At 40.5% G+C, this 26,258-nt stretch carries 26 protein-coding genes; 3 read left to right on the top strand and 23 right to left on the bottom strand.

Going from position 1 to position 26,258, the window contains the following annotated elements:
* Positions 1 to 5: 5 nt before the first annotated feature.
* From MHH87_RS02920 to MHH87_RS02905, 4 genes are all read right to left on the bottom strand, one after another.
* Positions 6 to 374: an S-layer homology domain-containing protein gene (locus MHH87_RS02920; protein ID WP_340747834.1), complete on the bottom strand. Its 369-nt coding sequence runs from the start codon at positions 372 to 374 to the stop codon at positions 6 to 8.
* 775 nt (positions 375 to 1,149) lie between these two features.
* Positions 1,150 to 1,869, bottom strand: a complete 720-nt coding sequence (locus tag MHH87_RS02915) for a WecB/TagA/CpsF family glycosyltransferase (RefSeq protein WP_340747833.1) — start codon at positions 1,867 to 1,869, stop codon at positions 1,150 to 1,152.
* Positions 1,870 to 2,157: 288 nt separating this feature from the next.
* A complete protein-coding gene (locus tag MHH87_RS02910) occupies positions 2,158 to 3,426 on the bottom strand; it encodes a nucleotide sugar dehydrogenase (RefSeq protein ID WP_340747832.1) in 1,269 nt (422 codons plus the stop codon).
* 439 nt (positions 3,427 to 3,865) lie between these two features.
* Entirely contained in the window at positions 3,866 to 4,342 is a 477-nt protein-coding gene (locus MHH87_RS02905) for a transcriptional regulator (RefSeq protein ID WP_340747831.1), read from the bottom strand.
* Between the two features lie 808 nt (positions 4,343 to 5,150).
* Here MHH87_RS02905 and MHH87_RS02900 point away from each other — a divergent pair.
* Positions 5,151 to 6,725: an SWIM zinc finger family protein gene (locus MHH87_RS02900; protein ID WP_340747830.1), complete on the top strand. Its 1,575-nt coding sequence runs from the start codon at positions 5,151 to 5,153 to the stop codon at positions 6,723 to 6,725.
* 40 nt (positions 6,726 to 6,765) lie between these two features.
* Positions 6,766 to 9,540, top strand: coding sequence for a DEAD/DEAH box helicase (locus MHH87_RS02895; RefSeq protein ID WP_340747829.1), 2,775 nt, complete (start codon positions 6,766 to 6,768; stop codon positions 9,538 to 9,540).
* 227 nt (positions 9,541 to 9,767) lie between these two features.
* Here the strand turns inward: MHH87_RS02895 and MHH87_RS02890 are convergent, their stop codons facing one another.
* Complete coding sequence (locus tag MHH87_RS02890) at positions 9,768 to 10,187, bottom strand: single-stranded DNA-binding protein (protein ID WP_340747828.1); 420 nt, start codon at positions 10,185 to 10,187, stop codon at positions 9,768 to 9,770.
* Between the two features lie 255 nt (positions 10,188 to 10,442).
* Here MHH87_RS02890 and MHH87_RS02885 point away from each other — a divergent pair, with 255 nt between their 5' ends.
* Positions 10,443 to 10,868 (top strand): YwpF family protein, encoded by a 426-nt coding sequence (locus MHH87_RS02885; RefSeq protein ID WP_340747827.1) that lies wholly within the window; start codon positions 10,443 to 10,445, stop codon positions 10,866 to 10,868.
* A 271-nt stretch (positions 10,869 to 11,139) separates the two neighbouring features.
* On the opposite strand, the gene MHH87_RS02880 is transcribed toward MHH87_RS02885, so the two are convergent.
* From MHH87_RS02880 to atpF, 18 genes are all read right to left on the bottom strand, one after another.
* Positions 11,140 to 11,520, bottom strand: coding sequence for a hypothetical protein (locus MHH87_RS02880; RefSeq protein ID WP_340747826.1), 381 nt, complete (start codon positions 11,518 to 11,520; stop codon positions 11,140 to 11,142).
* Between the two features lie 96 nt (positions 11,521 to 11,616).
* Complete coding sequence (locus MHH87_RS02875) at positions 11,617 to 12,000, bottom strand: hypothetical protein (RefSeq protein WP_340747825.1); 384 nt, start codon at positions 11,998 to 12,000, stop codon at positions 11,617 to 11,619.
* 108 nt (positions 12,001 to 12,108) lie between these two features.
* Positions 12,109 to 12,546: a 3-hydroxyacyl-ACP dehydratase FabZ gene (gene fabZ / locus MHH87_RS02870; RefSeq protein WP_340747824.1), complete on the bottom strand. Its 438-nt coding sequence runs from the start codon at positions 12,544 to 12,546 to the stop codon at positions 12,109 to 12,111.
* A gap of 178 nt (positions 12,547 to 12,724) precedes the next feature.
* Positions 12,725 to 13,012, bottom strand: coding sequence for a DNA-directed RNA polymerase subunit beta (locus MHH87_RS02865; RefSeq protein WP_340747823.1), 288 nt, complete (start codon positions 13,010 to 13,012; stop codon positions 12,725 to 12,727).
* Positions 13,013 to 13,038: 26 nt separating this feature from the next.
* Positions 13,039 to 13,878: a flagellar hook-basal body protein gene (locus MHH87_RS02860; protein WP_340747822.1), complete on the bottom strand. Its 840-nt coding sequence runs from the start codon at positions 13,876 to 13,878 to the stop codon at positions 13,039 to 13,041.
* A gap of 27 nt (positions 13,879 to 13,905) precedes the next feature.
* Positions 13,906 to 14,745 carry a flagellar hook-basal body protein gene (locus MHH87_RS02855; protein ID WP_340747821.1) on the bottom strand — a complete coding sequence of 280 codons (840 nt, stop codon included), beginning with the start codon at positions 14,743 to 14,745 and terminating at the stop codon, positions 13,906 to 13,908.
* Positions 14,746 to 14,959: 214 nt separating this feature from the next.
* Positions 14,960 to 15,958, bottom strand: a complete 999-nt coding sequence (locus MHH87_RS02850; protein WP_340747820.1) for a rod shape-determining protein — start codon at positions 15,956 to 15,958, stop codon at positions 14,960 to 14,962.
* 194 nt (positions 15,959 to 16,152) lie between these two features.
* Positions 16,153 to 16,407, bottom strand: a complete 255-nt coding sequence (locus tag MHH87_RS02845; RefSeq protein ID WP_340747819.1) for a sporulation transcriptional regulator SpoIIID — start codon at positions 16,405 to 16,407, stop codon at positions 16,153 to 16,155.
* A 282-nt stretch (positions 16,408 to 16,689) separates the two neighbouring features.
* Positions 16,690 to 17,337: a M23 family metallopeptidase gene (locus MHH87_RS02840; protein ID WP_340747818.1), complete on the bottom strand. Its 648-nt coding sequence runs from the start codon at positions 17,335 to 17,337 to the stop codon at positions 16,690 to 16,692.
* A 91-nt stretch (positions 17,338 to 17,428) separates the two neighbouring features.
* Positions 17,429 to 18,337, bottom strand: coding sequence for a stage II sporulation protein D (gene spoIID / locus MHH87_RS02835; RefSeq protein ID WP_340747817.1), 909 nt, complete (start codon positions 18,335 to 18,337; stop codon positions 17,429 to 17,431).
* A 209-nt stretch (positions 18,338 to 18,546) separates the two neighbouring features.
* Entirely contained in the window at positions 18,547 to 19,893 is a 1,347-nt protein-coding gene (murA, locus tag MHH87_RS02830; protein ID WP_340747816.1) for a UDP-N-acetylglucosamine 1-carboxyvinyltransferase, read from the bottom strand.
* Positions 19,894 to 20,251: 358 nt separating this feature from the next.
* Entirely contained in the window at positions 20,252 to 20,494 is a 243-nt protein-coding gene (locus MHH87_RS02825) for a DUF1146 family protein (protein WP_340747815.1), read from the bottom strand.
* A 150-nt stretch (positions 20,495 to 20,644) separates the two neighbouring features.
* Positions 20,645 to 21,052: a F0F1 ATP synthase subunit epsilon gene (locus MHH87_RS02820; protein ID WP_340747814.1), complete on the bottom strand. Its 408-nt coding sequence runs from the start codon at positions 21,050 to 21,052 to the stop codon at positions 20,645 to 20,647.
* A 24-nt stretch (positions 21,053 to 21,076) separates the two neighbouring features.
* A complete protein-coding gene (gene atpD, locus MHH87_RS02815; protein ID WP_340747813.1) occupies positions 21,077 to 22,492 on the bottom strand; it encodes a F0F1 ATP synthase subunit beta in 1,416 nt (471 codons plus the stop codon).
* Between the two features lie 51 nt (positions 22,493 to 22,543).
* Positions 22,544 to 23,401 carry an ATP synthase F1 subunit gamma gene (atpG, locus tag MHH87_RS02810; RefSeq protein WP_340747812.1) on the bottom strand — a complete coding sequence of 286 codons (858 nt, stop codon included), beginning with the start codon at positions 23,399 to 23,401 and terminating at the stop codon, positions 22,544 to 22,546.
* A 169-nt stretch (positions 23,402 to 23,570) separates the two neighbouring features.
* Positions 23,571 to 25,079: a F0F1 ATP synthase subunit alpha gene (gene atpA, locus MHH87_RS02805; RefSeq protein WP_340747811.1), complete on the bottom strand. Its 1,509-nt coding sequence runs from the start codon at positions 25,077 to 25,079 to the stop codon at positions 23,571 to 23,573.
* 29 nt (positions 25,080 to 25,108) lie between these two features.
* Positions 25,109 to 25,645: a F0F1 ATP synthase subunit delta gene (locus MHH87_RS02800; RefSeq protein ID WP_340747810.1), complete on the bottom strand. Its 537-nt coding sequence runs from the start codon at positions 25,643 to 25,645 to the stop codon at positions 25,109 to 25,111.
* A complete protein-coding gene (gene atpF / locus MHH87_RS02795; RefSeq protein ID WP_340747809.1) occupies positions 25,642 to 26,163 on the bottom strand; it encodes a F0F1 ATP synthase subunit B in 522 nt (173 codons plus the stop codon). The genes MHH87_RS02800 and atpF overlap by 4 nt, the downstream gene beginning before the upstream one ends.
* Between the last annotated feature and the right edge of the window lie 95 nt (positions 26,164 to 26,258).

Raw genomic sequence — 26,258 nt, 5'->3', positions numbered from 1 at the left:
GAGCCTTAGAATACACCTGCATCGTAAACTACTGCAGCATACTCAAGTAATTCTTTGTTTGACTTAGAATTTAAGTCGTTGAAACGTGGGTTAGTTACAGCATCTGCTGGAACTTCGAATCCTTTAGTTACTAAAAATTTACCTAATAATTTAACTACGTCAGAACGAGTTAATTCTTTATTAGGTTTGAATGTGCCATCCGCATATCCTGATACTACGCCAGCTTCCACTAATGAAGTGATTGCTTCTTCATGTGTACCTGAGATATCTGATAATGATGCTGCCGAAGCAACTGGTACGATTGCTGATGCTACTAATGTAGCCGTCGCAGCTGTTGCTACGAATTTTTTGTATTTCTTTGGTTGGTTAGCCATTGAAAAATTTCCTCCTCATAAGTAAAAAAATAATATTTTAGTCATCCCTACATAGTGACATGCAGAAAAGCTAACTACACATAAATTCTAGTAGTATACACTTACTATGTCAATCATTTTTTAACAACAAATCCATAAATATACTAATTAGTTGTAATTTAGTGAGTGACATAATGTAAATTCAAATAACTTAGAATTTCTTCCATTATGACATAATATTACTAATAAAAACAATGTTTTCTTTACCTCTAATAGTATAATAGTATATTAATATAGTTATTTTTCATGGTATATATTGTATTCAGTGTTTTTTGATGGGTATTTTTCTACCAATAATGCTAGATTCTGTGGTGCTTAGTTTGAGTTTTGTACAGCAAAACAAATTACTAATATTTAACTTTTATAATATAGTTATTTTGTTGTTTTTTAATTTTTGCGCAGTACCGAATCAGTATATGTCTCATTTTCTTTTTAATGATTAGAAAAACACAACTCGCCCAAAATAGGGCGAGTTGATGTCCTTACTTATGTGGATAAGAAAGTTATACTTTCTTATCCACAAAAAAAAGAAGAAGGCTTTAGCATCTAAATGCTAAAGCCTTCTTCTCGGGCTACCAACCGTTTTTTTTCCTTGCAGGGAAAAGTTTGAAAGTTACTGTATATCATAGAGGAAATCTTACTACTGCATACAGTGTAACACTTACATTACAAATGTACAATGAAATATTACAAAGATTACAGGATTTTTTTTACTGCCATGTGTAAATGCTTGACACTACTGCTTTTTCGAGTTGCGTGCTACTTCTAATAGAAATAATGGTAGTGCGATTTGACGTTTAATTCGGTGGGGTTCCTTCATTAAACGGTAAAACCACTCCATCCCTACCTTTTGGAAAATCTCCGGTGCGCGCTTCACCGTTCCCGCCAGCACGTCAAATGAGCCTCCAACACCTTGATAAATCGTCGGGTGCAGCTGGTCACGGTTCGCGTTGATCCAATTTTCCTGCTTCGGTGAACCCATCGCAACGAATAAGAGGTCTGGCTTGGCCGCGTTGATTTTGTCGAGTACGTTTTGGTTGTTCTTTTCATAACCATCCTGTGTGCCGCTTATTAGGATGTTGGGGTACAGTTCTTTTAGTTTTTGTGCAGCTTTGTCAGCAACGCCCGGCTTTCCTCCATATAAGAAGATTGGCTTTTGGCGTGTCGCTGATTCTTCGCAAAGGCGCATCATCATATCTACACCGGTAACCCGCGTTGTGATTTGCCCCTTTTGGATTTTCGAGGCAAGGATAACACCGATCCCATCTGGAATTTGGAATTCCGCATTGTTTAGGAGCGTTTTTAGCGCTGGGTCTTCTTTGGCTTTTATTATTTTTTCCGGATTGATCGCTACGACAAGAGATTTCTGCTGCGTTTCGATGCGTTCGAATACTTTCGGCAACAATTCATCATAGTTTTCCGTGTTTACTTGAATACCGAGTACGGATTCTTTCATTTGGATATTCCTTTCTTTGGGTGGGATTTTTTTATGTCTGTTGTTGGATGTTGGTTCGTTTATATAAATGTCATTTTTAGAACATAGAATTTTTTTGTTAAAAGACGAAAATTGACGAATTGGAGATACAACTTATCCGTAAATAAGTGCCAATGACGCTTAATTTCAAATAAGTTGTATGTCAATTTCGCCGATTGTAACAATACGCGTTAGAAAAACAACGAAATGTAACATACCAATATAAAAGATACGGCAGTGCGCGAGTGCACACTGCCAGTAATTACTTCATTAGTTTTTTGCGTCGCCTAATAGGTGGAACTGGAAGCCTGCTTGCTCCCATTGTGAGCGGTTTAAGCAATTTTTCGTATCGAAAACAATTTTGTTTTTCGATTTTACTGTAGCCGCTGCTAGTGATTTGAATTCGTTGTGATCCGTTAAGAATAGCAGGATGTCTGCATTTTCAACCGCTTCGTCCAAGCTTTGTGTCTGCGTTGCATGTTTGTTTTCTTTAATATGTGGATCATGCGAAATAACAGTTAAGCCAAGTTTATGCAGCTCGTCGATTACGATTGTCGATGGGCTTTCGCGCATATCATCCACGTTTCCTTTGAATGCTAGTCCAAGAACAGCTACCGTTGCGCCCGCGATGCCGTTTTGATTCAGGATGGCTTGCGTTTTTTGTGCCGTGTAGCTTGGCATAGAGTCATTCGTGTGACGAGAAAGGTGAATAATTTGTGCCGTATCCCCACCTAGCTCCACTAGGAACCAAGGATCGACTGCGATACAGTGACCGCCTACGCCCGGACCTGGGAAGTGAACGTTTACGCGTGGGTGATAGTTCGCGAATTTAATCGCTTCCCAAATGTTTACGTCTAACTTTTCAGCCATTTTCGCAAGTTCGTTGGCAAACGCAATATTTACGTCTCGGTATGTGTTTTCCATAACTTTTACGAGCTCCGCAGTCGTTGCGTCCGTTATATGGATAGCACCTTGTACAAATGTTTCGTATAGCTCTTTTGTTAATTCCGCAGATTTTTGATTGATACCGCCAACAATTCGGTCATTATTTACTAACTCTTCAAAGATGCGGCCCGGAATCACGCGCTCAGGTGAGTGAGACACATATAGCTCCGTGCCAATTTCAAGACCGGACTTAATTAATTCTGGTAGCATAATATTTTCAACTGTTTTCGGTGGTACTGTAGACTCTAAAATTACTAAGTCCCCTTTTTTCACGTAAGGAACGATCGAGGCTGTCGCCAGGCGAACATACTCTAAGTTCGCTGTATTATCCGGATTAATCGGCGATGGAACGGCAATAATAAACACATCCGCGACTACTGGTGTTGTAGATGCTGTTAGGAAACCTCCATCTACTGCATTATTTAAACGTTCTTGAAGACCGTTTTCCTCGATGTGCAATTGTTTTTCTTGAATACTTTTCACTGCTGCCGGATTCAAGTCAACTCCGTGTACCTTTACGCCGTGATTTGCAAACATTACCGCCGTTGGTAAACCAATATACCCTAATCCAACGACACAAATTGATTTTGTCATGACCGTTACTTCCTTTCAATTTCGAAAACGAATATATGTGATTGTTGTAGTTTTTATGGGTGATTCGCTTAGTATAAATACGCTTTAGTTGTTATGCTGCGCTCTAGGTTGTTCCGCATAATAACTTATTATTCCCGAAACGTATCCATTCGAATCCTGCATTTATTAGAACGCTTGCTGTTCTGAGTAAGTTGCATTTAATAGGAAATAAAATTATCCTACATGAAAGTATACAACTTTCTTCTCGTTGTGTGAAATATTTTTATTGGGATTGGTGTAGAATGTGGGGTTTTGGGTGCGATTTGATGCGGTTTTTGGTGGGCTTAGTTCGTTGGTGATGTCTGTTAGTTCGTTCTGGAGCTGTGTTGGTGCGTTCAATCGATAAAAAAACAGCACTTCCGATTAACTTAATCGAAAGTGCTTTAAATGTAAGCTTTGTTCACGTTGTATATCCTCCGTTGAGCTTTGCTTTTTGAAGCAAGAGGTCGTTGAAAAGGAGTTCGTTCCGATCGGTTAGGGCGTCGTCGATTAGGCGAGCTAGGTTTTCCTCTTCCAGTGCGTGAATGATTTCTTGCACTTCGTCGTCCATTTCATTTGGTACGAACTGCGCCATTGGGACGTGGGATGAAGCGTTCTCCAAAATTGGCATTAAATGCTCGTGTACGTTTGAAATGAGTAGGAGCTGGTAGAGTGGTAAGCGGATAAATCGATTGCCGCGCTGAAAAACAAATACTTCAGATAAATTTTCGACTTGCATCGTATTTAAATTAACGACCATTTCTTTACCTTCAATGGGAATGAAGTGAAAAACCTCGTCGTCTTTCGTAATTGAAAAGTACTGATATGCGAAAACAAGTCGTAGCTTAGTACCGGACACTTTTGTATAGAATGGTTTCATGAATTGCACGTGAATCATAATATCCCTCCTAACGTTAAAATATTCTGATTTTTCTAATTTTAACACAGTATATGAGGATAGGTAAATTTAGATGTCCATGGCACGCTTAGTGCTTTCAAGTGACGAATACCTTTAAATACGAACAATAGTGTGTTATTTTTTGGTAGAATCATCAGAAAGTCGGTAAAATCTGATTAATCAGAGCTTACTTCCTCACTATTTTCCCCATACTTGCTCCATTTCAAACAACCACATTTTGTAGTACTTTATTATTTTTTCGAATGGGTCTTTTGCCAAAACTGTTAAACGAAAAACGTGTGTCTGTGTATACCGGAAGGATGCATCATACAATTAACTTATGTTGATTTACATAATTCGTATGCCTTAATTCCAGAAACCATTGAAAAGCGATGTTCCTTACTTGTGACTTCAGCATCGCGGAATATAAATTTCTACTGTATATAAATATCCGCCGCCTCCTAAGGAACTTAAATATTGTGAATTTCGGTAATAAGTACTTCCGATTATTCACTTCTCTGCTCGCACTTCAAGAATTAAGTTCATTGTTGGGTTATTGGATCACATAAAATGGAAAAAATTATATGCTTGAAAACAAAAAGTAGCCAGTAGATGGTTGCTTTTTTGTTTGTCGAAAATTGTATGCAGTCGTTCTCATTTACGCACGATTCGTTTTCGAAGTATAATGAAAGGAACGACTTTTTTGGAACGTCAGAAAGTATTTAATATTGACGATCTAAAAAGTGCAATTAAACTTTACGGTCGTCAAAAGGCTCGGTAATCGCCGAGTTTTCTAAGGAGAGATGAAATGGGATTATCAATTTCCGAAATTGCGCGTGACAATGCGATGTTTATTCAGCAAGAGCTCGAGAAATACGAGCAACAATTGCACCCATCTTCAAGTGAGGATATAGAACTCGTGCGACGGGCAGTTTTTTCTGTTCGTAATAAATCCATACTATTTGATCGTTTTATTCCATTTAGTACGGTGTTATATACCATTGTTCAAGATGTACGCGCTGCTGACGTGTTAGTTGATTTTAAGCGAAAGCAAATTACCTGTAGTTGTCCGCAACCAGACATTTGCCGTCATCAAGTAGGCGTCATATTAGCTCTGTATCAATATTTTGGTTCGGTGCAGGACTGGTCGAGTACATGGCGCGCGAAAAGAAGTGTGCAGCTGAATTCATTAGCGAGTGATCGTAGCCCCGAAAGTTGGCAGCGCATGGTCGATGAAGTGCTTAGCCATTTACTAAAAGAAGATCGCCGCATTGAGAGCTATTTAGTTGCTTCTTTAGTAGATGCAGCACGGACGAAGCTACTCCGTCATATGCCATTTGAACGTGAGTGGCAGCCATTGTATAAATTATTCATCGAGTTGGCAATGTTAAATAAAGTGTGGGCGCATTTGATTAAAACAAGTTCACCCATCGAATCGGATTATTTCCAGTATTTTGTTGATAAATCATTGGAAACGATTGCGTCCTACGTCAAAGAGCTGGAGGCAAGATCACGCTTGTTCGCAACGGATCCGTTTTATGATGCATTGCAGGACATGGTGCTTACCCTACTCCTTCAAGAAAAAGGAGTGCCTCATTTACGTCTAAATATATATTTGCTGTTTTGGTCGAGCGTCTTTACCGAAAACAAGCGAATTACGGCTGAACTTGTTGCGCTAGAAGGACTAAGACTGGTTAAAACGGATATTGCGATTGACACGATTCCTGCGTTGTTTTATGTGATGCTTAAAAACGACGAAGCGCTCGAGCAAGTATTAACGAAGGTTTCACCAGACAATTTGGACACATTTATTGCAATTGCGCGCTTTTCACAAAAACAGTCTTTCATAGAGGCCTCAGCACAAATTTTAAAAGCCGTTCTGCCGTATTTAGAACAGTTTATTCAGCAAATCTTACAGCCGATGCGACGCCAAATGTTTACGCGCTCAATTGATCAGCTGTATGCAGAGATTGAGCTAACGGAGGAACAGGAGCTGACGCTTTATTCGGCTTTTGGAAAGTACGGGGTACAGCCTTTTTCTGAGTATTTAATTCGCAAAAAGCGTTTTTCAGACTGGGCGGCGTTGCATCAGCTATACCCTTCGTCGATTTCGTACCTAGATGCATGCGGCTTGAAGGTTGTGCTTGCTGAAGCACCGGAAGTAACATTGCCGCTCTACCATTATTATGCGATGGATGAAGTTGGCCAAAAATCACGGATGAATTATAAGCAAGCTGTGCGAATTTGGAGGTCAATGAAGTCTGCAGCTAAAAAAGCAGGTAAAATGACGTTTTGGCATGATTATATTCAAGCCGTACGACAAAATTATAAACGACTCCGTGCATTGCAGGAGGAAATTGAAAAGAGTAATCTACTCACATAAAGGAGGTGCAGATGCGTTTTACGCGTAAAGCGCTTAAGTTATGAACAAAACATTTGACAAGACAATGCCATTCGTAAAATCGCTACGCCTCAAAATCACCACGATTCGCCCCGGTCTTTTTTCTGTCATGGCGGTCAATGATGCAGGCTTAATTCTTCCACCAATTAACTGGATTCCTACGCTATTTTTTAAATATGAAGCGAATTTTTACGGACTTCAAGCATCACTTGAGGAACGAGATCTAACGATGACCGCTGCAGAGCTACTCGAAGTACTGTCCCCTGCTTATAAGCATCCGTTTATCCAAACAAATGCGGCAGACGAAGAGACACAGCAGCTATTTGAACAAATTCAGCAAACACTGCCGTACTGGACGAGTGAAAAGCTATGGGATTTTGCCGAGCTAACTGATGGACGTTTTACATTTGCAATGGACAATGCCGAATTATTAACGGTCGCGACTGAACAAAAGCTAGCCGCTGCAGGCATTTTAACCGCAGATGTACCAGCGCTTATCCCATTTTTCCGTAATGGTGGCTGGCCGCTACAAACGGAACGTGTCATTGATGGTATTAAAGTTTCACTACGTTTAAGCGAGCCCGAGGAAATGGAAGAAATGTGGCTGCTTGAAACGGTGCTCACAGGTCCTACCTCAGCGAAGCTTTGGACACCTGCCATTCGTAAGCGCGCACTGCCGCTTGAAATGGCGCTACCTGAAAAATGGGTACATTTAGCAGCAGATATTGAAAGCCTGCAGCACCAAATCTTAGAGCTGATGGACTTGACGGATACTGATATGTTTCCTACTGCTTCAACATTTATACATGTACCGATGAAGGATGCTCACGTACGTCGCTTTTTACGTGATGAGTTAGCAAAATTACAGGCGCTTGGCTTTGATATTATTTTGCCGGCATGGTTAAAAGAACTAAAACAGTCGAAAATGCGTGTCCGTGTGAGTGCAGGCAATGCTTCTGCGAGAAAGGTTGCTGGACTAGATGATATTTTAACGTTCAAATGGCAGTTCTCGATGAATGGAGAAGATATGTCCGCCGAGCAGTTCCGCAAGCTTGTTGAAGAAAAGCGTGAGTTTGTACGAATTGGTGCGGAATGGTTCCGTATTGATGCGAACTGGATGATGGAAATGCGCGAATTAATGGAACAAGCGGACGAGGAAAACTGGACGGTACGTGAATTACTGTTCCGTGAGCTTCCTGAAACGTTAACGGCACCGCTTGAAGATGACGAGGAAGATGCCGAACGCGATGACCCGTTTTTCGCTTTTGAAATGCAAAATTCTTTAAAAGAGTATATTGAGCAGCTACATGATAAGCAAGGCTTGCCTAAAGTGATGGTGCCAAGCTTACTGCAAGCAGAGCTCCGTCCATATCAGCAGGAAGGTTTTGAATGGCTAGTGTTTATGCGCGAGCAAAAGTTTGGCGCTTGTCTTGCTGATGATATGGGCCTTGGAAAAACTGTGCAGCTCATTACGTATTTACTGTATACCATTGAGACGCTACAGGAGGATAAGCCGACAATTATCATTTGTCCAACGTCCGTTGTAGGCAACTGGCAAAAAGAACTTGCTCGTTTTGCACCAATGTTAAATGTCTATACGCATTACGGCTCGAAGCGCTTAAAAGAAGTGGAATTCACTACCTATTTAAAAGAACATAAGCCACACGTTATTTTATCAACGTACGGAACCGTGTCACAAGATGCTGAGTTTTTACAGCAAGTCGAATGGTCAACCGTGACGCTCGATGAAGCACAAAATATTAAAAATATGCAAACGCTTCAATCTCGTTCGATCCGCAAGCTACAAGGCATTCACCATATTGCACTGACAGGAACGCCGGTAGAAAATCGTCTTTCTGAGCTATGGGCGATCTTTGACTTTATTCATAAAGGTTATCTAGGTAGCTTCGGCAAATTCCAGGAGCAGTTTATTTTACCCATTGAACGAGACGAGTCCGAACAGCATAAGCGCATTTTACGTACAAAAATTCGCCCGTTCTTACTGCGCCGTACGAAGCGTGATCCGGATTTAATGTTAAACTTGCCGGATAAACAGGAAATACAGGAGTTTTGTGCGCTAACGAGTGAACAGGCTGCGCTTTATGAAGGCTATATTGAAGATACGCTTGCACAGCTAGAGCAAATGACCGGTTTTGAAAAAAAGGGCCGTATTTTAAAGATGCTGAGTAAGTTAAAACAGCTATGTAATCATCCAGCTTTGTATTTAAAGGAGCCTTTTGATGATGCACAGACGATGCTGAACCGTTCTGTGAAGTTAAAGCGTATTGTTGAGCTCGCTGCAGGGATTGTTGAAAATGGTGAGCAATGTTTGATTTTCACGCAATATATTGGCATGGGCAATTTGCTTCAACATTGCTTGTCTGAGATTTATGATATTGACGTACCTTTTTTAACAGGTAGTATGCCCAAGCAGCAGCGCGATCGTTTGGTTGAAGCGTTCCAAGCTGGTGAGTTCCCGATTTTTCTTTTGTCATTAAAGGCTGGTGGGACGGGGCTGAATTTAACAGCTGCGAATCATGTGCTGCATGCGGATCGTTGGTGGAATCCGGCGGTAGAAAATCAGGCTACCGATCGCGCCTACCGAATTGGACAAACACAGTTCGTTCAAGTTCATAAATTTATTACAATCGGAACAATCGAGGAAAAAATTGATAAGATGATTACGATGAAATCTGCATTATCTGAGGAGCTTATTCAATCGAGTCAGTGGTTAACTGAGCTACAAAATGATGAGCTATTCGATTTGATGATGCTCGATACGACTGTGTTGAAATAATAGAGAGAGTCTGGCCTCTACGCCTTGAAGCTGGACTCTCTTATTTTTGCTTACTTCTCTACACATATTCAGTTGTAAGTTTTCCGTTCATCATGAAGCGATAGCATATAATGACGGAATAGGAGAATGGTTTTAACTACTGTGCGGTCACGCAGTAGATAAGTAAATCACCTCAAATCTTTTGACATAACGAAAACAATTCCATGTACCACGCTTGCCCACTTGTTTTAAATTTGTAAAATTGGTAGTTCCGCTTCTTTGTCGGGAAGCGTAAAATGTTCTGGCACGTTGTCACTTGTGACGAGCTGATGTGTAGCATCATTTCCACGTGACTTGAGCGAATAAAATCGGACGTCCTCGACGACTACTTCTGTCGTGTATACTTTTTGGTTAGCTTTATTTATATACGTTCTAGAATGCAGTCGCCCGTTTATTCCGATTAATGATCCTTTTCCACAGTAGCGAACGATTCTTTCGGCTAATTTTCCCCATGCAACACATAGCACGAAATCTGCATCGATACCGCCTTGATTGTTTCGGAAGTTGCGATTGACTGCGACGACGAAGCTTGTTTGGGCCTTTTTGTCCGATAGCTGTCGAAGTACGAGATCTTTTGTCGTCCGACCGACTAATCCGACTTGATTCATTGAGACACCTCCTTTCGTTGCTTCGCCTTTATCTTAAGCGATTTCTATAAATATTGGCAAAAGCGGAAAGATGATATTTCAATGGATTTATACGTTGAAATGAGTTTTTTGACGTATTAGTACATTTCTTCATAATTTGTAAATGATACAAAACTCGCCATCTTACTACGTTTTTCGTCGAAATGGAAATAATTAATTTGTCAATTTTTCTATGTTATATTAAAAATTAGGAAAAGATTGCAGGAGGGAGCGGTTATGAAGATGTTTAAAATGCTGTCGTTTGATATGATGACCGCAGATGGTGTACAAAAATTCCCGTTAACGGATGGGATTATTATTAACCAAGAAAATAGTCATCAGCTTTGGATTTTAGAGCTTTTTATTCCAGCAACGTACCGCGACGTCTTTCAACGCTTGTTACAATCTGGGGAGTTATTTCATGCTTGTGCGGTTATTACTGCACCTGATAATGAGCCAGCTCCGTTTGCTGTTGTTGTCAGCACCATTCGGGACATCGGCGATCATATTTCAGTTTTATTGCAAGGTCGTTTGAAGCCACAGCCCAAAAAATATGCCGAGCAATTACTTAAACAACTTCTTGCAGAGGGCTTGCAACATGAGGAGCTACTGAAGCGCTTTGAACATGGGATGAAGGAACGACCAACCTTAAAAGACAATTAATAGGACATATCGCGCTCCAAATTAGGACGCGATAATGTCCTTTCTTAATCATTAATAAAAGCGTTAAATCGCCTGCTTCGCCCCGACAAGCTGCTTGCAAGTTCAAAGTGAAGGCGCTCTTTGCCTTCACTATCGGAATCGAGGGGCTGGCGCTTTCACCTAGACGTTGCAATTACTTAGTTGGTTGTTCTCCACAAGGCGAAATTTTATTATTTCCTTTACAATAAAAAAAATCAGAAACGATGCCTATCGCACGTTTCTGATTTTTTTATTAACGATTATCAATATTGTCTTTATCTTTCCGATCAGCTTTATCTTCAATAATGTCTTCATTATTTACATTATTACCTGTATCAGGCGCGGTAACACCATTTTGGTAGTCTCCGTTGCCATTATTAATTGTACCTTCATTAATTTGGCCATTAGTCCCGTTTGTGTCGGTACCGTTCATGTCGACTTCGTTGTTGTTTACACCATTTTCAACGTCATCAATCACTTCATTGACACCGTTTTCAACGTCATTGACACCGTTATTAACGCCATTTTTAACGTCCTCCATCGGTGTTTCTTCATTTACTTTGTCCGTGTTCGTATTACAGCCAACGAGTAAAACTGTACCTAGCATGTAGGCGATGAATGTGCTTTTCAACATAAAAAAATCCCTCCTTTCTTCGAGCGCTTAATCACAATTGTGATCGTTCATAGAGTGCCCGAGAACGGAAGGAACTATCCTAACAATTAAATGGTACTATTTTAATTTTTCTTTTAACAGTTGCTCAACATAGGCCGCTTCTGCTTTACAATCATATGAGTAATTCGTGCCTAATTGCTTTTGCATTTTGTCGATTGATGCGATTTGCTTCGCTGTTGGCTCTTCGCTCAACACCTTTGCGATCACTTCATCCATCTTTTTCGCAATTTCAGCATGAAATTCTGTACTTAGTAATACTTCTTGTGGTACTTTGTCAAACCAAGCAGCACTTTCCGTAAAATATTTTTGCCAGTTTTCCATGAAATTTTCCATTGAAAATTTCTCTTCGTCCCAATCAATGCTCGCTAAATATGATTCAAACGACGTTGAGATTGATCGTGTAATACTTATTTTCACACCGGAAGACAGTTGTTTATACATCTATTTAAAACCTCCTACGTTTAAAGCCAAACTTCCGTTCATTGTACTTGAAATGATTATATTCAACCCATTCATTCTATAACCTTTACGAAATAAATGCAAATCACGTCACTTTGGTTGAACAGGACCGATTGCGAACAAAATATCAACTTCACAAACAAGTTCGCCGTCTACTGTCGCAATCCCATGTCCTTTCCCCATTTGGCCACGAAGTTTTACGAATTCTACTTCTAGTTTTAATTGGTCTCCAGGTACGACTTGTCGTTTAAAGCGGCAGTTATCAATGCCTGTTAAAAAAACAATACGCCCTTTAAATTGCTCCGCATTTAAAAGAGCCACTCCGCCAACTTGTGCGAGCGCTTCTACAATGAGTACGCCAGGCATTACTGGATAGCCTGGAAAATGTCCATTGAAAAAGTCTTCGTTAATTGATACATTTTTGATTCCAACTGCACGTTTTCCATCCTCTAGCTCCGTAATACGGTCGACGTATAAAAATGGATAACGATGCGGTAAAATTGCTTGAATTTGTTCTGCGCTTAACATATATTATCTAACCCCTTTTTGTATGTATGATGTCCCAATTATGTATACTTTATTAGAAAGACACATCTCGCCTAGTATTGGGCGAGATGATGTCCTTTCTTATCTACTAAAAACGAATTAAAAAGCAATGACTAGTAAGTGAGCACTCACGTTTCTTCCATGCGAGCGCTCGCTAGCTTTATTCTATTCCTTCAATAATATCAAGTAAATGCTGCCAGGTACTCCACTTTAGTGCATCACCTGGGTCACCATCGCCAATATAACCATAACCAACGATCATCCCAATTGCTGCTGACACTATGAATAGGACAGCAACTAAAATAATACGTAGCCAGATTGGAATAAGTCGGAGTTGTACCCAGCGAGTCGGTTTGTCTGAAGGTTCTTGTGCTCGACTACGTTTCTTTTTCGGTTCTAAGTTCTCATGCTCCGATTGTGGTTCATTCCCTTTTAACTCGTTTGTCATAAGCTGTTCTCCCTTAAAACTTCTGGCTAGCGAATGCCATTAATTAAGCCTAGCATTTGATCTGCAATCGAAACCGCACGTGTATTGAACTGATAAGAACGCTGTGCGGCAATTAAATCTGTCATTTCCTTTGATAAATCAACGTTCGACATTTCAAGCGCACCGATTTGAATCCCAACTGTTGACCGGTTGATGCCCTGTAAATCAGTTAAAATATCTGCTTCATTTAGTCCAAGCTCTTGCAGGTTCCCGGGTAGACCAATATACGTACCGCCTTGAAGTTGCTCCATCGCTTGTGGCTTTTGAAGTGCGGTGATGGCTAACTCTATTTTTAGTGTATCGCCGTCCGCATAGTTCACGTTTAATGTACCATTAGCATCTACAGTAAAGCCAGTAGCATTATCAGGAAAAAAAATAGGTTGCCCACTTGAATCAGCAACCGCGTAGCCATCACTATTAACAAGCATTACTTGTCCATTATCGGTTGGCGAAACGTAGAAGTTCCCTTGACGTGTGTATGCCGTACGCGTGCCTTCACCTTCTGGCATCAGGACATTGAAGTATTGGTTTTCTTTTGTAAGAGCAAAGTCTAAATCACGATCAGTCATTTGGAGTGAGCCTTGTGACTGATTTGCTTGAATTTGGCTAATTTGTGCACCTACACCATAGCGTATGCCGACTGGTGATTGGCGAACTGTTTTGTCCAGTTTGTCAGTATTGTACTGTTGGTAAAGCATTTCAGAAAAATTAGCTTGCTTCGTTTTATAGCCGGTAGTATTGCTGTTAGAAATATTATTACTAATATTGTCTAATTGCGTTTGTAATTGTGACAGTGTATTCGTTGCTGTAAACATTGTACGGAGCATGTTATAAATCCTCCTATGCGTCTAATTTTATACTCGTCCGATTTCATTTACTGCTTTGTCCATACTTTTATCGTATGCTTGCAATACTTTTTGGTTTGCTTCAAAAGCTCGGTAAGCTGTCATTAATTCTGTCATTGATCTTGCAGCATCGACATTAGAGCCTTCTAGGTAGCTTTGTTGCATCGCGAATACTACGCCATCTTGTCCATAGGCTGTTGGTAATACTGTCCCATCAATCGTTTGGAAAAGACCGTTATCTTGCTTCACTAAAACGTCTGGGTTGGCTGAGAAGGAAACGCCAATTGTTGCAACTTGTACGCCATTCTCATCATAAATAGCACCCTCTGGAGTTAGTTGGAAGTTATCGTTTGCTAGCTGAATACGTTCACCTGTATCCGATAACACATGTAAGCCGTTGCTGTTTACTAAGTTGCCCTGACCATCTAATGTGAAGTTCCCGTTACGCGTATAAGCTTCTCCCCCGTTTGGATTTTCCAGACGGAAGAAAATCGAACCCTTTGAACCGGAATCAGCATCTACTGGCATGGCCGTATCGATTAACGCTACATCTGTTGAAAAGTTCGTTGAATATATAGTGCCTTGTGTATAATTTGCAAGTGTTTCTTGTAAATAAACACCTGTATTTAATGCGCCAATTGGAGATGCTGAAGAAAGAGTGAGCCCATTTTCTGTTGGGAGTGTCGTGGACTTCACTGCTGACATGAGCATATCCGGGAATGACCGAATTGTGGACTGATCTGCTTTAAACCCAGGTGTATTGGCATTAGCCATATTATTTGTTAAAATTTCTGTTTTACGCTGTTGGGCAATCATACCAGATGCAACTGTATAAAATCCTTTAAACAAACCATTCACCTCTTATTTTTAGTTCAAATTCGCCTTGGCATATTTGTTTCTGTCGTTACGCTATCGACACAAAAAAACAATGTATCTAGATTTTGAATCGTACGGGTCTGGACGATTTATTCCTTTTAAAAAGGAGGTTCGCCTAAGTTCGTCACATCCATACGACAACGACTGACTGGCCTGCATCGTGCAGCCCCATATCCAATGAATGAATCTAAATTTTAGTACCTGCCGCACGATCAATATTATCTAACATGATGCCTGTACCAATTGCGACACAATCCATTGGGTTTTCTGCGATAAAAACTGGCACCTTAAGTTCTTCTATTAATAGCTGATCCATCCCGTGTAACAGCGCACCGCCGCCCGTAATAATAACGCCGCGGTCAATAATGTCTGCAGAAAGTTCCGGTGGTGTCTTTTCTAAGACATTTTTCGCTGATTGCACAATCATTGCTACAGATTCATGTAAAGCACGCTCAATTTCATCGGATTGGATGGTAATTATTCTTGGTAAACCTGTCACCATGTCACGCCCACGGATGTCCATTGAATCATTGCGGCCTCCTGGGAAGACGGTACCGATTGTTATTTTAATTGCCTCTGATGTACGTTCACCGATGAGTAACTTGTATTCTTTCTTTATGTATTGCAAGATGTCATTGTCGAATACATCACCAGCTATTTTTATTGATTCGCTCGTAACGATATCGCCCATTGATAGTACAGCAACATCTGTCGTTCCACCACCAATATCAACAACCATATTCCCGCTTGGTTGGAAAATATCCATGCCTGCACCAATTGCCGCAACTTTTGGTTCTTCTTCTAAATAGATCTTTTTACCACCTGATTTTTCTGCTGCTTCACGAATGGCCTTTTGCTCGACACTCGTAATATTTGTTGGACAGCAAATTAAAATACGTGGCTTTGATAAAAACCCTTTTACATTTAATTTATTTATGAAATGCTTGAGCATTGCTTCTGTAATATCAAAATCCGCAATCACACCGTCTTTTAATGGGCGGATGGCTACAATATTGCCTGGTGTACGTCCTACCATTTGACGTGCCTCTTCACCAACTGCTAGCACCCTATTTGTTTTTTTATCAATTGCTACTACGGAAGGCTCATTTAAAACAATTCCTTTTCCTTTCACATGAATCAGTACGTTCGCTGTACCTAAATCAATCCCAATATCCTTTGAAAACATGTTTTTATCTCCTTCCTACCAAATCAAACATGTATACGTATCTATATCTCTTCATCTTGACCATTTTATCATAATCAATAACGAATTACACCTTATTTTATGGAAGGGTTTTCCCTATTTGAAAGTAATAAGTGCGTTAATTTTGAACATAAAAAAGCATTTAGATGTACTTTTGAATTCATCTAAATGCTTTTTTATTTTTGTTTTGACTCCCATTTCTTTCGTGTTGCCTCGCCACCTCGTAAATGCCGAATCGATTTATTGTACAATAAAACTTCTTTTACTTCGCGAGCGAGCGACTCATTTATTTGCGCTAGTCGCTCAGTTAAATCCTTATGCACTGTACTTTTCGAGTAGCCTGTCATTTTGGCGAGGGCTCGCACGGTTTCACCTGTCTCAATTAATAACTCTCCCAGTCGAACACAACGGTGCCGAATATGTTCGTGCACGTTCTCTCCCTCTCTATCGGATGTAAGAATGTGCCGTCTAATCCTTCAATTCTATTGTCGCTAAGTAGTACGATGAGTAGTAAATCAGCTATTTCTTCACGATATGAGTCACCGTTGCAATTCAGAACTTTTTGGAAGAGTTTATTTTAAATTGTCAAGGCATTCGCACTCTCGCCAAGAGGTCACTTTGCCTCCTGACACGATGTCAGTCCTATCGTCAATGCCGCATGGACGCGGTGTTATTGACGATAGGGATGTATTGGTGCGCGAATTTTTGTTTTCCTAAAATGCTAGAAGATTACGCGGATTAACCGGCGTTCCTTCTTCTAATACTTCAAAGTGCAAGTGAATACCAGCTGAAGGATTCCATTCATTTTGAGCAGATGTCGCAATTTGCTCGCCTTGCCCTACATAGTCGCCTTCCTTCACTAGCACATCAGCAACCGAGCTATAGCGAGTTTGCATGCCGTTTGTATGGTTGATCGTAATCGAATTACCTGTAAACTCATCAACCTTAATTTCCGCCACTTCTCCGCTCATTGCGGCCACTACTTCAAACGGCTCGCTATTAATTGCTAGCGAAATGCCTGTTGAAGTCGAAAACGTTTGCTTAAAAACAAGTAATGCATTTTCACGAGTCTCAGCATCTGCACTCATATCATAAAAATCTTGCAACACAGTCACTTTGTCTAAGTAAGTTTCCTTAAAAGGATATTTCATCGTTTCCTGACGCGCAGCTGTTTCTACCAATGTTTGTTCCGGTACAGCCGTTTCTTCCATGAGTTGTTCTTCCTGACGCTCAATTAATGCATTATAGCTAATTATCAGGGCAATAATAGCGAGCGCAATTCCGCTATAAACAGCTGGCCAAAACCATGGTCGCTGTTGCCAATTTTTTTGGGAAGGTTTTCCTTGTTTTTCTTCTCCCATATCCATCACCTCTGACATCAGTGTAAACAGCAGAGGCTAGTTTTAAACATAGTATTTGGAATTTTTTCGGTAGCTTTCTAGTCTAAGCACTTTAATTGGATGAATTTGTTTCATTTGGCTGGCAAGCAGCAGGCTCAATCTTTGTTTTTGGGTAATAGTGCTTGATGATTTGCGCTGCTGTATCCCCCCTCCCAGCCATTTCATTTGCACCGTGCTGACTCATGCCAACCCCATGGCCGTAACCCTTTGTGACGATCGTAAGGCCACTATTCGATGGTGTCACTGTAAAGCTCGTCGAACGGAGTTGCAAGGCATCCCGAAACTCCCTGCCCGTCCACGATTTTGTTCCGATTTGAACCGTGCTGACGCGGTTAGTGTTATTTTTTTGTAAACGAATGGATTGAAAATTCTTTGCTGCTAAATTCGTGCGAAGTGCCGTATTTAGATCGGAGAAAGTGAAGTGCTGCGAAACAGGGTCAAGTTGCTCATCGCTCTTTACAGACTGTAAATAAGGGATTGCATAACCACTATAATTTTGTGCGGATTCTGTTAGCTGATTGGAGGATGCATGGAACATAGCGCTAATTGGTAGTGCGTCGTACATGATGATTTGCCCTTGCGTTTGTAAGACTGCCTGCTCAATTTTCGCTTCGTATTGCTGAAAGGCTGCCAACCACTTGTCCTCACGCTGTTCAGGGCTTGAAAAAACTTGATGAGCCGTTGTCGATTTAATCGGGGTTTGTCCATAATTTGTTTTGTAAATCGCATACGTTCTAGAGGCAATCGCTTGTGCCTTTAGCGCCTCTATATGAAAGCTTGCCGGCATTTCTGCTGCAATAACACCAATTAAGTAGCTTTCAAGTTCAATTGGTTCTGCCTGATCTACCGTTATATAAATAGTACAAGGTAGAGGAGCCGGTTGTGACACGTCAGTCAATACTTTTTCTTTAAACATTAATATGGGCAAAAAAAATAACAGCGGAATAATCAAAAGTAGCATGTATTTTTTCATATCGTATTGTATGTTTTGTAAAGTCGTTTATTCCTGCGGGTGAGATGGTTAGGATTATGAGTTATAGGCAGATGTGAAGGGGTTACAGCTGGATAGAGGATTGTTGATGTTGCATGCACGCTTTTTTTACGTATAGAATCGTTTTAAGTGTATATAATAGAAAAGAAACCGAGATCTCGGTTTCTTTTCTATTATATTTAAGCTGAAAATTGATTTTTTTCTTTTACTGTAGCTACTTCTACTTCTACTTCTACTTCTACTTCTACTTCTGCATCCACATCCGTGTAAATACGTTCGATGTCTGCACCAAGTAATGCTAGTTTTTTGTGGAAATCTACATAACCACGGTCTAAATGGTGTAATTTTGTTACGCGTGTCATTCCATTCGAGACAAGCCCTGTTAAAATTAACGAAGCTGCTGCACGTAGGTCTGTTGCAGAAACCTCTGCACCTTGAAGTTCTTTGCCTCCTTCAATAAATACAGAGCGACCTTCAATTTTCGCCTCAGCATTCATGCGGCGGAATTCTTCTACGTGCATAAAACGATTTTCGAAAACAGTTTCCGTAATAATGCTTGTGCCTTGTGCTGTTAGCATTAACGCCATCATCTGAGATTGCATATCTGTTGGGAAACCTGGATGCGGCATCGTTTTAATATCAACTGCCTTTAATGGATTGTTCGCGCGTACACGTAAACCTTCGCCCTCTTCTGTAATTTCAACGCCCATTTCACGCATTTTTGCGATTAAAGCTGTCATATGCTCTGGTAGCGCGTTTTCGATTAAGACATCTCCGCGTGTAATTGCAGCAGCAACCATAAATGTACCTGCTTCAATACGATCCGGGATAATATAATGTTCTGCGCCGTGTAACTCTTTGACGCCTTCAATACGAATTGTAGCTGTTCCTGCGCCAATAACGCGTCCACCCATCGCATTAATAAAATTCGCTAAATCTACAATTTCCGGTTCTTTTGCAGCGTTTTCGATAATTGTCGTACCCACTGCTAAAGATGCAGCTGTCATAATATTTTCCGTTGCACCAACACTTGGGAAATCTAAATAAATTTCAGCGCCTTTTAATTTATCTGTAACTTTTGCTTCTACATAGCCGTGACCGAATGAAATGACAGCGCCCATTGCCTCAAAGCCTTTTAAATGTAACTCAATTGGACGTGAGCCGATTGCGCAGCCTCCAGGTAGTGCAACACGTGCAAAGCCATTACGTGCAAGTAATGAGCCCATTACTAAAATTGATGCACGCATTTTACTCACGAACTCAAACTGTGCTTCACTTGATAACTCACAAGTAGCATCTATCATCATTTCATTTTTTTCTACAATATATTCAACATTTGCATTTAAACTTTTTAATACTTCCCCAATAGTAAATACGTCCGCTAGATTAGGAACGTCCTTAATAATATTTACACTTTTAGAAGCTAACAATGATGCAGCCAGGATTGGTAATACAGCGTTTTTTGCGCCTTCTACTCGAACGTTACCTTTTAACGTCTGGCCTCCCGTAACGATAATTTTCTCCACAATTCGTCCCTCCGAATTCGATTCTTACAATACTATAAGTCCAGCATTTATTTTAAAATTTCAATAGTCAATCACTTTTACAAACAAAACTAATGTTACAGCTAAAGATACTTACATTCAAGCACCCAAATCACTATTTTACGGCAAAATTAATTAATTAGCTACACTTTTATATTACGCAGACTCTATAAATATGGTGAATTTACAAACATTCTTAAAAAATTGTTATTTTTAAAGAAGTCCCCACAGTAGTCATATGAAGAAACAATTTTCATTCCCTGGGAAATCTATAGGCATTGTAGCGAGCAACAACAAATTATTGCCCCCTACAAGGCATATACCTCATAAAAATACGGCGTTAATTAATTATATACTGAAGCTGCTTTGACCATCCAGAAAAGCTTAGGAAGAAATTAGACACAGATGCCCCGATAGTAATGCTGAGTAATATATAAATCAATTGAATTTGAAATGTTTTTCCCTTTTTAAATAATTGCTCTAAACGAAAAGCTTGCAACGCATAAAATGCAATACCAATAAAGAAAATATGTGAAGCGATGCCAACGATGGCTTGCTGGCCTAATTGTGTGTACACATCCATAGTGATCGATGCCTCCTCTAATTAGTTTAGAAAGACACATCTCGCCCCACATAGGACGAGATGCTGTCCTTACTTATGTAGATAAGAAAGTTATACTTTCTTATCTACTAAAAAAGCGGACAGATTGCTCTGTCCGCTTGAAAATTTGAATTAGATATTACCCTCATGAACGTTGATACGATTCAGCGCACGTTTTAACGATAAGTCAGCACGTTTGAAATCAATGTTATCTTGTTTCTTTTGAAGACGTTCTTCAGCACGCGTTACCGCTGCTTTAGCACGAGCTAAATCGATCGTTGAAGCCACTTCTGCAGAAGGAGCTAAGATCGAAATCTTCTCTGGACGTACTTCAATGAAACCACCGCCAACAGCTGCAAGTTCAGTTGATCCATCTTCTTTTTTAAGCTTCACTGCACCAATTGCAAGTGGAGCGACCATAGGAATATGGCCTGGAAGAACACCAATCTCACCTGAAGTTGTTTTCGCGATAACCATTGTTACTTCAGAATCGTATACTGGGCCGTCGGGAGTGACAATATTGACTGTTACTGTCTTCATATTTTTTCCTCCTCGTCCCTAGTATTAAACCTCTACGCCCATGCTTTTCGCTTTTTCAACTACTTCGTCAATAGATCCAACTAGACGGAAAGCATCTTCTGGTAAGTGATCCCATTTGCCATCAAGGATTTCCTTGAATGAACGAACAGTTTCTTTTACAGGTACATAAGAACCTTTTTGACCAGTGAATTGCTCCGCAACGTGGAAGTTTTGAGATAAGAAGAATTGAATACGACGAGCACGTTCAACTGTTTGTTTATCTTCATCAGATAACTCATCCATACCTAAGATGGCGATGATATCTTGTAACTCACGGTAACGTTGGATTGTACGTTGTACTTTAGTAGCGATTGCATAGTGTTCTGGACCAACGATTTCAGGTGATAATGCACGTGAAGTCGAAGCAAGTGGATCTACCGCAGGATAGATACCCATCTCAGAAAGTTTACGCTCAAGGTTAGTTGTTGCATCTAAGTGGGCGAAAGTTGTAGCCGGAGCCGGGTCAGTATAGTCATCGGCTGGTACATAGATCGCTTGGATAGAAGTTACAGAACCTTTTGTCGTAGAAGTGATACGCTCTTGTAATTTACCCATTTCAGTAGCAAGTGTTGGTTGGTAACCAACGGCAGAAGGCATACGACCTAATAGGGCAGAAACCTCAGAACCTGCTTGTGTGAAACGGAAAATGTTATCAACGAATAATAGTACGTCTGCACCATCTTCATCACGGAAATATTCTGCCATTGTTAAACCAGTTAAAGCTACACGCATACGTGCGCCTGGTGGCTCGTTCATTTGACCGAATACCATTGCTGTTTGTTTGATTACGCCTGAATCCGTCATTTCGAAGAATAAGTCGTTACCCTCACGAGTACGCTCACCTACACCTGCGAATACAGAGATACCTGCGTGCTCTTGTGCGATGTTGTTGATTAATTCTTGGATTAATACTGTTTTACCTACACCTGCACCACCGAATAGACCGATTTTACCACCTTTGATGTAAGGTGCTAATAAGTCTACTACTTTGATACCTGTTTCAAGGATTTCAACAGTAGTTGAAAGCTCATCGAAAGACGGTGCTTCGCGGTGAATTGAATCACGACGAACGTCCGCTGGAATTTCTTCACCTAAGTCGATTACTTCTCCTAGTACGTTAAATACGCGACCTAGAGTTGCTTGTCCAACTGGTACAGAGATTGCTTTTCCTGAGTCTGTTACTTCTGCTCCACGTTGTAAGCCATCAGTAGATGACATTGCAATCGTACGAACAGCATCGTCGCCTAAGTGAAGTGCTACTTCTAATGCAAGAGTAGTTGGTTCTTCATTTGGACGTTCGATTGTAACTGTTAATGCGTTATAAATAGCTGGTAATTGACCATTAGCAAACTTTACGTCTACTACTGGACCCATTACTTGAAGAACGTGTCCTTTGTTCATTACTGTGTACCCTCCTATCGTATTCTTATACGACATTGGAGAAGCGCAGGCCTATTCTAGGGCTGCAGCTCCACCAACGATTTCTGTAATTTCTTGTGTAATCGCCGCTTGACGCGCACGGTTATATTGCAACGATAGATCCGAAATAAGATCATTCGCATTATCCGTTGCGTTTTTCATAGCTGTCATACGTGCTGAATGTTCACTTGCTTTTCCGTCTAATAAAGCACCGTAAATCAAGCTTTCCGCATATTGTGGAAGTAGTACTTCTAGAATTGCTTCGCCAGATGGCTCGAATTCATAAGAAGCAGTTGAATTTGAAGGAGCAAGATCAGTTAACGGAAGAACTTTTTTTTCAGTCACTTCATTAGCGATTGCGCTGACAAAGTGATTGTAGTACATATAAAGTTCATCATACGTACCTTCAGTGAACATACCAACAGCGTTACGAGCGATTTCTTTAATATCTGCGAATGTAGGTTGGTCCGGAAGAGCAACAACATCTGCGATAACATTATGATCACGTTTTACAAAGTAATCACGAACAACACGTCCAACTGCTAAAATAACGTATTCGTCTTTTGACTTATGACGTTCGTTAATATTACGTTGTACCTCACGTAGGATACTTGAGTTATAAGCACCTGCAAGACCACGGTCAGAACCAATTACTAAGTAAGCAGTTTTCTTAACAGGACGAGAAGTTAGCATTGGATGCCCACTGTCTTTTGTACCTGAAGCGATAGCTCCTACTACGTCTTGGATTTTTTCCATGTAAGGAACGTAAGCTTTAGCGTTTTGCTCTGCACGACGTAATTTCGAAGAAGAAACCATCTGCATCGCTTTTGTAATTTGTTTCGTAGACTTTGTAGAGTTAATACGACCTTTAATTTCGCGTAAGTTTACCACTGGTATTTCACCACCTTTTGTTTTTTTCTTGCCATACTAAAAGAGATGTTCAGGCATTTATGCCCCCCCGAGGTCGCTTGAGGCCAACACGCTGTTGGTCATTGAGGCGATGTCACATGGATGCGACATCGCTACTCGTGGGTTAATGGCCATGAATGCACTTTTCTACTTACTCAGATTTTGCGAAAGTTTTCTTGAACTCAGTAAGAGCTGCAACGTACTCTGCGTCTGGAGCAAGTTCTTTAGTAGTACGAACATGATCTAAAACGTTAGTGTGGTTTGTATCTAACCAGCTTAAGAATTCACCTTCGAAACGAACGATGTCTTGTACTGGAATATCATCTAAATGGCCTTTAGTTAAGGCAAATAGAATTGCAACTTGTTTTTCAACTTTAAGTGGTTTGTTAAGGTCTTGTTTAAGAACTTCAACCGTACGTTTCCCACGCTCAAGTTTAGCAAGTGTAATTTTATCTAAATCTGAACCGAATTGAGCGAATGATTCAAGCTCACGGAATGCAGCTAAGTCAAGACGTAGCGTACCGGCAACTTTTTTCATTGCTTTAATTTGAGCAGATCCACCTACACGTGATACAGAAAGACCCGCGTTAATTGCTGGACGTACACCTGAGTTGAATAAGTCAGATTGTAAGAAGATTTGACCATCAGTGATTGAGATAACGTTAGTTGGGATATAAGCAGAAATATCACCAGCTTGAGTCTCAACGAATGGTAAAGCTGTGATAGAACCACAGTTGTAAGTTTCGTTTAACTTCGCAGCACGCTCAAGTAGGCGGCTGTGTAAGTAGAATACGTCACCAGGATATGCTTCACGACCTGGAGGACGTTTTAGTAATAGTGAAAGTTCACGGTAAGCTGATGCTTGTTTAGATAAGTCATCATACACGATAAGAACGTGTTTACCTTGTAACATGAACTCTTCAGCCATAGAAATACCAGCAAATGGTGCTAGGTATAATAGTGGAGCTGGTTGAGATGCAGCTGCAGTAACAACGATTGTGTAATCTAATGCACCGTGTTTACGTAAAGTTTCAACTACACCACGTACAGTTGATTCTTTTTGTCCGATAGCAACATAGATACAAATCATGTCTTCGCCAGTTTGGTTTAAGATAGCATCGATTGCAACAGATGTTTTACCTGTTTGACGGTCACCGATGATTAACTCACGTTGACCACGACCGATTGGTACTAAAGCGTCAATCGCTTTGATACCCGTTTGTAATGGTTCATGTACTGATTTACGAGCCATTACACCGAAAGCTGGGCTTTCGATTGGACGAGATTTTGTAGTGTTGATTGGACCTTGACCATCTACTGGTTGACCAAGAGAGTTTACAACACGACCAATTAGTTCTTCACCAACTGGTACTTCCATAATACGACCTGTACGACGAACTTCATCGCCTTCTTTAATGTCTGTGTATGGACCTAGGATAACGATACCTACGTTACCTTCTTCTAGGTTTTGAGCCATACCCATAACACCGTTAGAGAACTCTAACAGCTCTCCAGCCATGACGTTGTCGAGGCCATGAGCTAGTGCGATACCGTCACCAATACGGATAACTGTACCCACTTCGCTTACTTGTAGTTCAGATTGATAACCTTCAATCTGCTGTTTAATCAGACTGCTGATTTCTTCAGCTTTGATGCCCATGTATGTTCACCTCTCACATTTCTTAAGATTTAGCCAACTAACAAACGTTTTAGACCCTCTAGCTTAGAAGCTACAGTGCTATCGTAAATGTAGTTGCCGATTTGAACGCGTACGCCACCAATTAATGACGCATCGATTTCGTTTGAAATATTTAGTTTCTCTTTGCCAACTAATTTGCCGAAGGCGTTTGAAATTTCTGCGCGCTCCGCTTCAGTTAGTTCACGAGTAGAGTAAACTTTTGCATCTGCAGCGCCTTGAGCCGCAGTTGCTAATGCTTGGAATTCTTCAGCTACAATTACCGCTTCGTTTACACGCTTTTTATCAAGTAATAATAAAAGTGTGTTTACAACAGCTGGTTGTGCGCCAGAGAAAATTTGTGCAACAAGTTCTTTTTTGCGAGTTTTTGAGATTTTTGGAGCACTTAGTAAAGAAATTAGCTCATCGCTTGTTTCTAATACTTTTGTAAGCTCTTTTAAATCTGCGCCAACTTCAACTAGAAGGTTTTGGCTTGCTGCTAGTTCAAATAATGCTTGAGCATAACGCTTAGCTACAGTCGATTGACTCATTTTGCTTCGCCTGCCTTCGCAATCGTTTCTTTAATTAATGCGCTGTTGTCCTCTTCAGAAATTTCTTTTCCAAGAACTTTAGATGCAGCAAGTACTGATAGTGAAACTACTTCTTCACGTACAGCAGCAATTGCTTTCTCTTTCGCTGTTTCGATCTCACGAACAGCAGATTCTTTTAGACGGTTAGCTTCAGTGCGAGCAGCTGTGACGATTTCTTCACGACTAGCTTCACCTTGCTTCTTAGCGCCTTCAATAATTGATTGCGCTTCTGTGCGAGCTTCTTTAAGAAGGCTCTTTTGTTCTTCTAGTAATGCTCGAGTTTCTGTGCGAGCTTTTTCAGCTGCGTCGATTTCACTAGCAACTAATTGTTCACGTTCTTGCATGATTCCCATTAAAGGACCCCAAGCGAACTTTTTAAGAAGGAACATTAATAGTAGGAAAATCGCAAGTGTTGCTAATACGTCACCACTGTTAAACTTCTCAGCACCAGCACCTAGTACAAGATAATCTAATAACACGATTGTTTCACTCCCTTCAAGAGCTTTGAGTTCAAAATCTATAGTGTGTAAATCTTTAATTTCACTTTTAGCAAAAAGCTTGTTGAATAAGAAAA

This window comes from Solibacillus sp. FSL H8-0538, from assembly GCF_038003525.1.
Classification (GTDB): Bacteria; Bacillota; Bacilli; order Bacillales_A; family Planococcaceae; genus JBBOPI01.
This window is presented reverse-complemented; position numbering and strand designations above follow the sequence as displayed.

Coding starts and splice junctions, on each gene's coding strand:
- MHH87_RS02920 (WP_340747834.1), bottom strand. CDS start 374: ATGGCTAACCAACCAAAGAAATACAAAAAATTCGTAGCAACAGCTGCG.
- MHH87_RS02915 (WP_340747833.1), bottom strand. CDS start 1,869: ATGAAAGAATCCGTACTCGGTATTCAAGTAAACACGGAAAACTATGAT.
- MHH87_RS02910 (WP_340747832.1), bottom strand. CDS start 3,426: ATGACAAAATCAATTTGTGTCGTTGGATTAGGGTATATTGGTTTACCA.
- MHH87_RS02905 (WP_340747831.1), bottom strand. CDS start 4,342: ATGATTCACGTGCAATTCATGAAACCATTCTATACAAAAGTGTCCGGT.
- MHH87_RS02900 (WP_340747830.1), top strand. CDS start 5,151: ATGGGATTATCAATTTCCGAAATTGCGCGTGACAATGCGATGTTTATT.
- MHH87_RS02895 (WP_340747829.1), top strand. CDS start 6,766: ATGAACAAAACATTTGACAAGACAATGCCATTCGTAAAATCGCTACGC.
- MHH87_RS02890 (WP_340747828.1), bottom strand. CDS start 10,187: ATGAATCAAGTCGGATTAGTCGGTCGGACGACAAAAGATCTCGTACTT.
- MHH87_RS02885 (WP_340747827.1), top strand. CDS start 10,443: ATGAAGATGTTTAAAATGCTGTCGTTTGATATGATGACCGCAGATGGT.
- MHH87_RS02880 (WP_340747826.1), bottom strand. CDS start 11,520: ATGTTGAAAAGCACATTCATCGCCTACATGCTAGGTACAGTTTTACTC.
- MHH87_RS02875 (WP_340747825.1), bottom strand. CDS start 12,000: ATGTATAAACAACTGTCTTCCGGTGTGAAAATAAGTATTACACGATCA.
- fabZ (WP_340747824.1), bottom strand. CDS start 12,546: ATGTTAAGCGCAGAACAAATTCAAGCAATTTTACCGCATCGTTATCCA.
- MHH87_RS02865 (WP_340747823.1), bottom strand. CDS start 13,012: ATGACAAACGAGTTAAAAGGGAATGAACCACAATCGGAGCATGAGAAC.
- MHH87_RS02860 (WP_340747822.1), bottom strand. CDS start 13,878: ATGCTCCGTACAATGTTTACAGCAACGAATACACTGTCACAATTACAA.
- MHH87_RS02850 (WP_340747820.1), bottom strand. CDS start 15,958: ATGTTTTCAAAGGATATTGGGATTGATTTAGGTACAGCGAACGTACTG.
- MHH87_RS02840 (WP_340747818.1), bottom strand. CDS start 17,337: ATGGGAGAAGAAAAACAAGGAAAACCTTCCCAAAAAAATTGGCAACAG.
- spoIID (WP_340747817.1), bottom strand. CDS start 18,337: ATGCTACTTTTGATTATTCCGCTGTTATTTTTTTTGCCCATATTAATG.
- MHH87_RS02825 (WP_340747815.1), bottom strand. CDS start 20,494: ATGGATGTGTACACACAATTAGGCCAGCAAGCCATCGTTGGCATCGCT.
- MHH87_RS02820 (WP_340747814.1), bottom strand. CDS start 21,052: ATGAAGACAGTAACAGTCAATATTGTCACTCCCGACGGCCCAGTATAC.
- atpD (WP_340747813.1), bottom strand. CDS start 22,492: ATGAACAAAGGACACGTTCTTCAAGTAATGGGTCCAGTAGTAGACGTA.
- atpA (WP_340747811.1), bottom strand. CDS start 25,079: ATGGGCATCAAAGCTGAAGAAATCAGCAGTCTGATTAAACAGCAGATT.
- MHH87_RS02800 (WP_340747810.1), bottom strand. CDS start 25,645: ATGAGTCAATCGACTGTAGCTAAGCGTTATGCTCAAGCATTATTTGAA.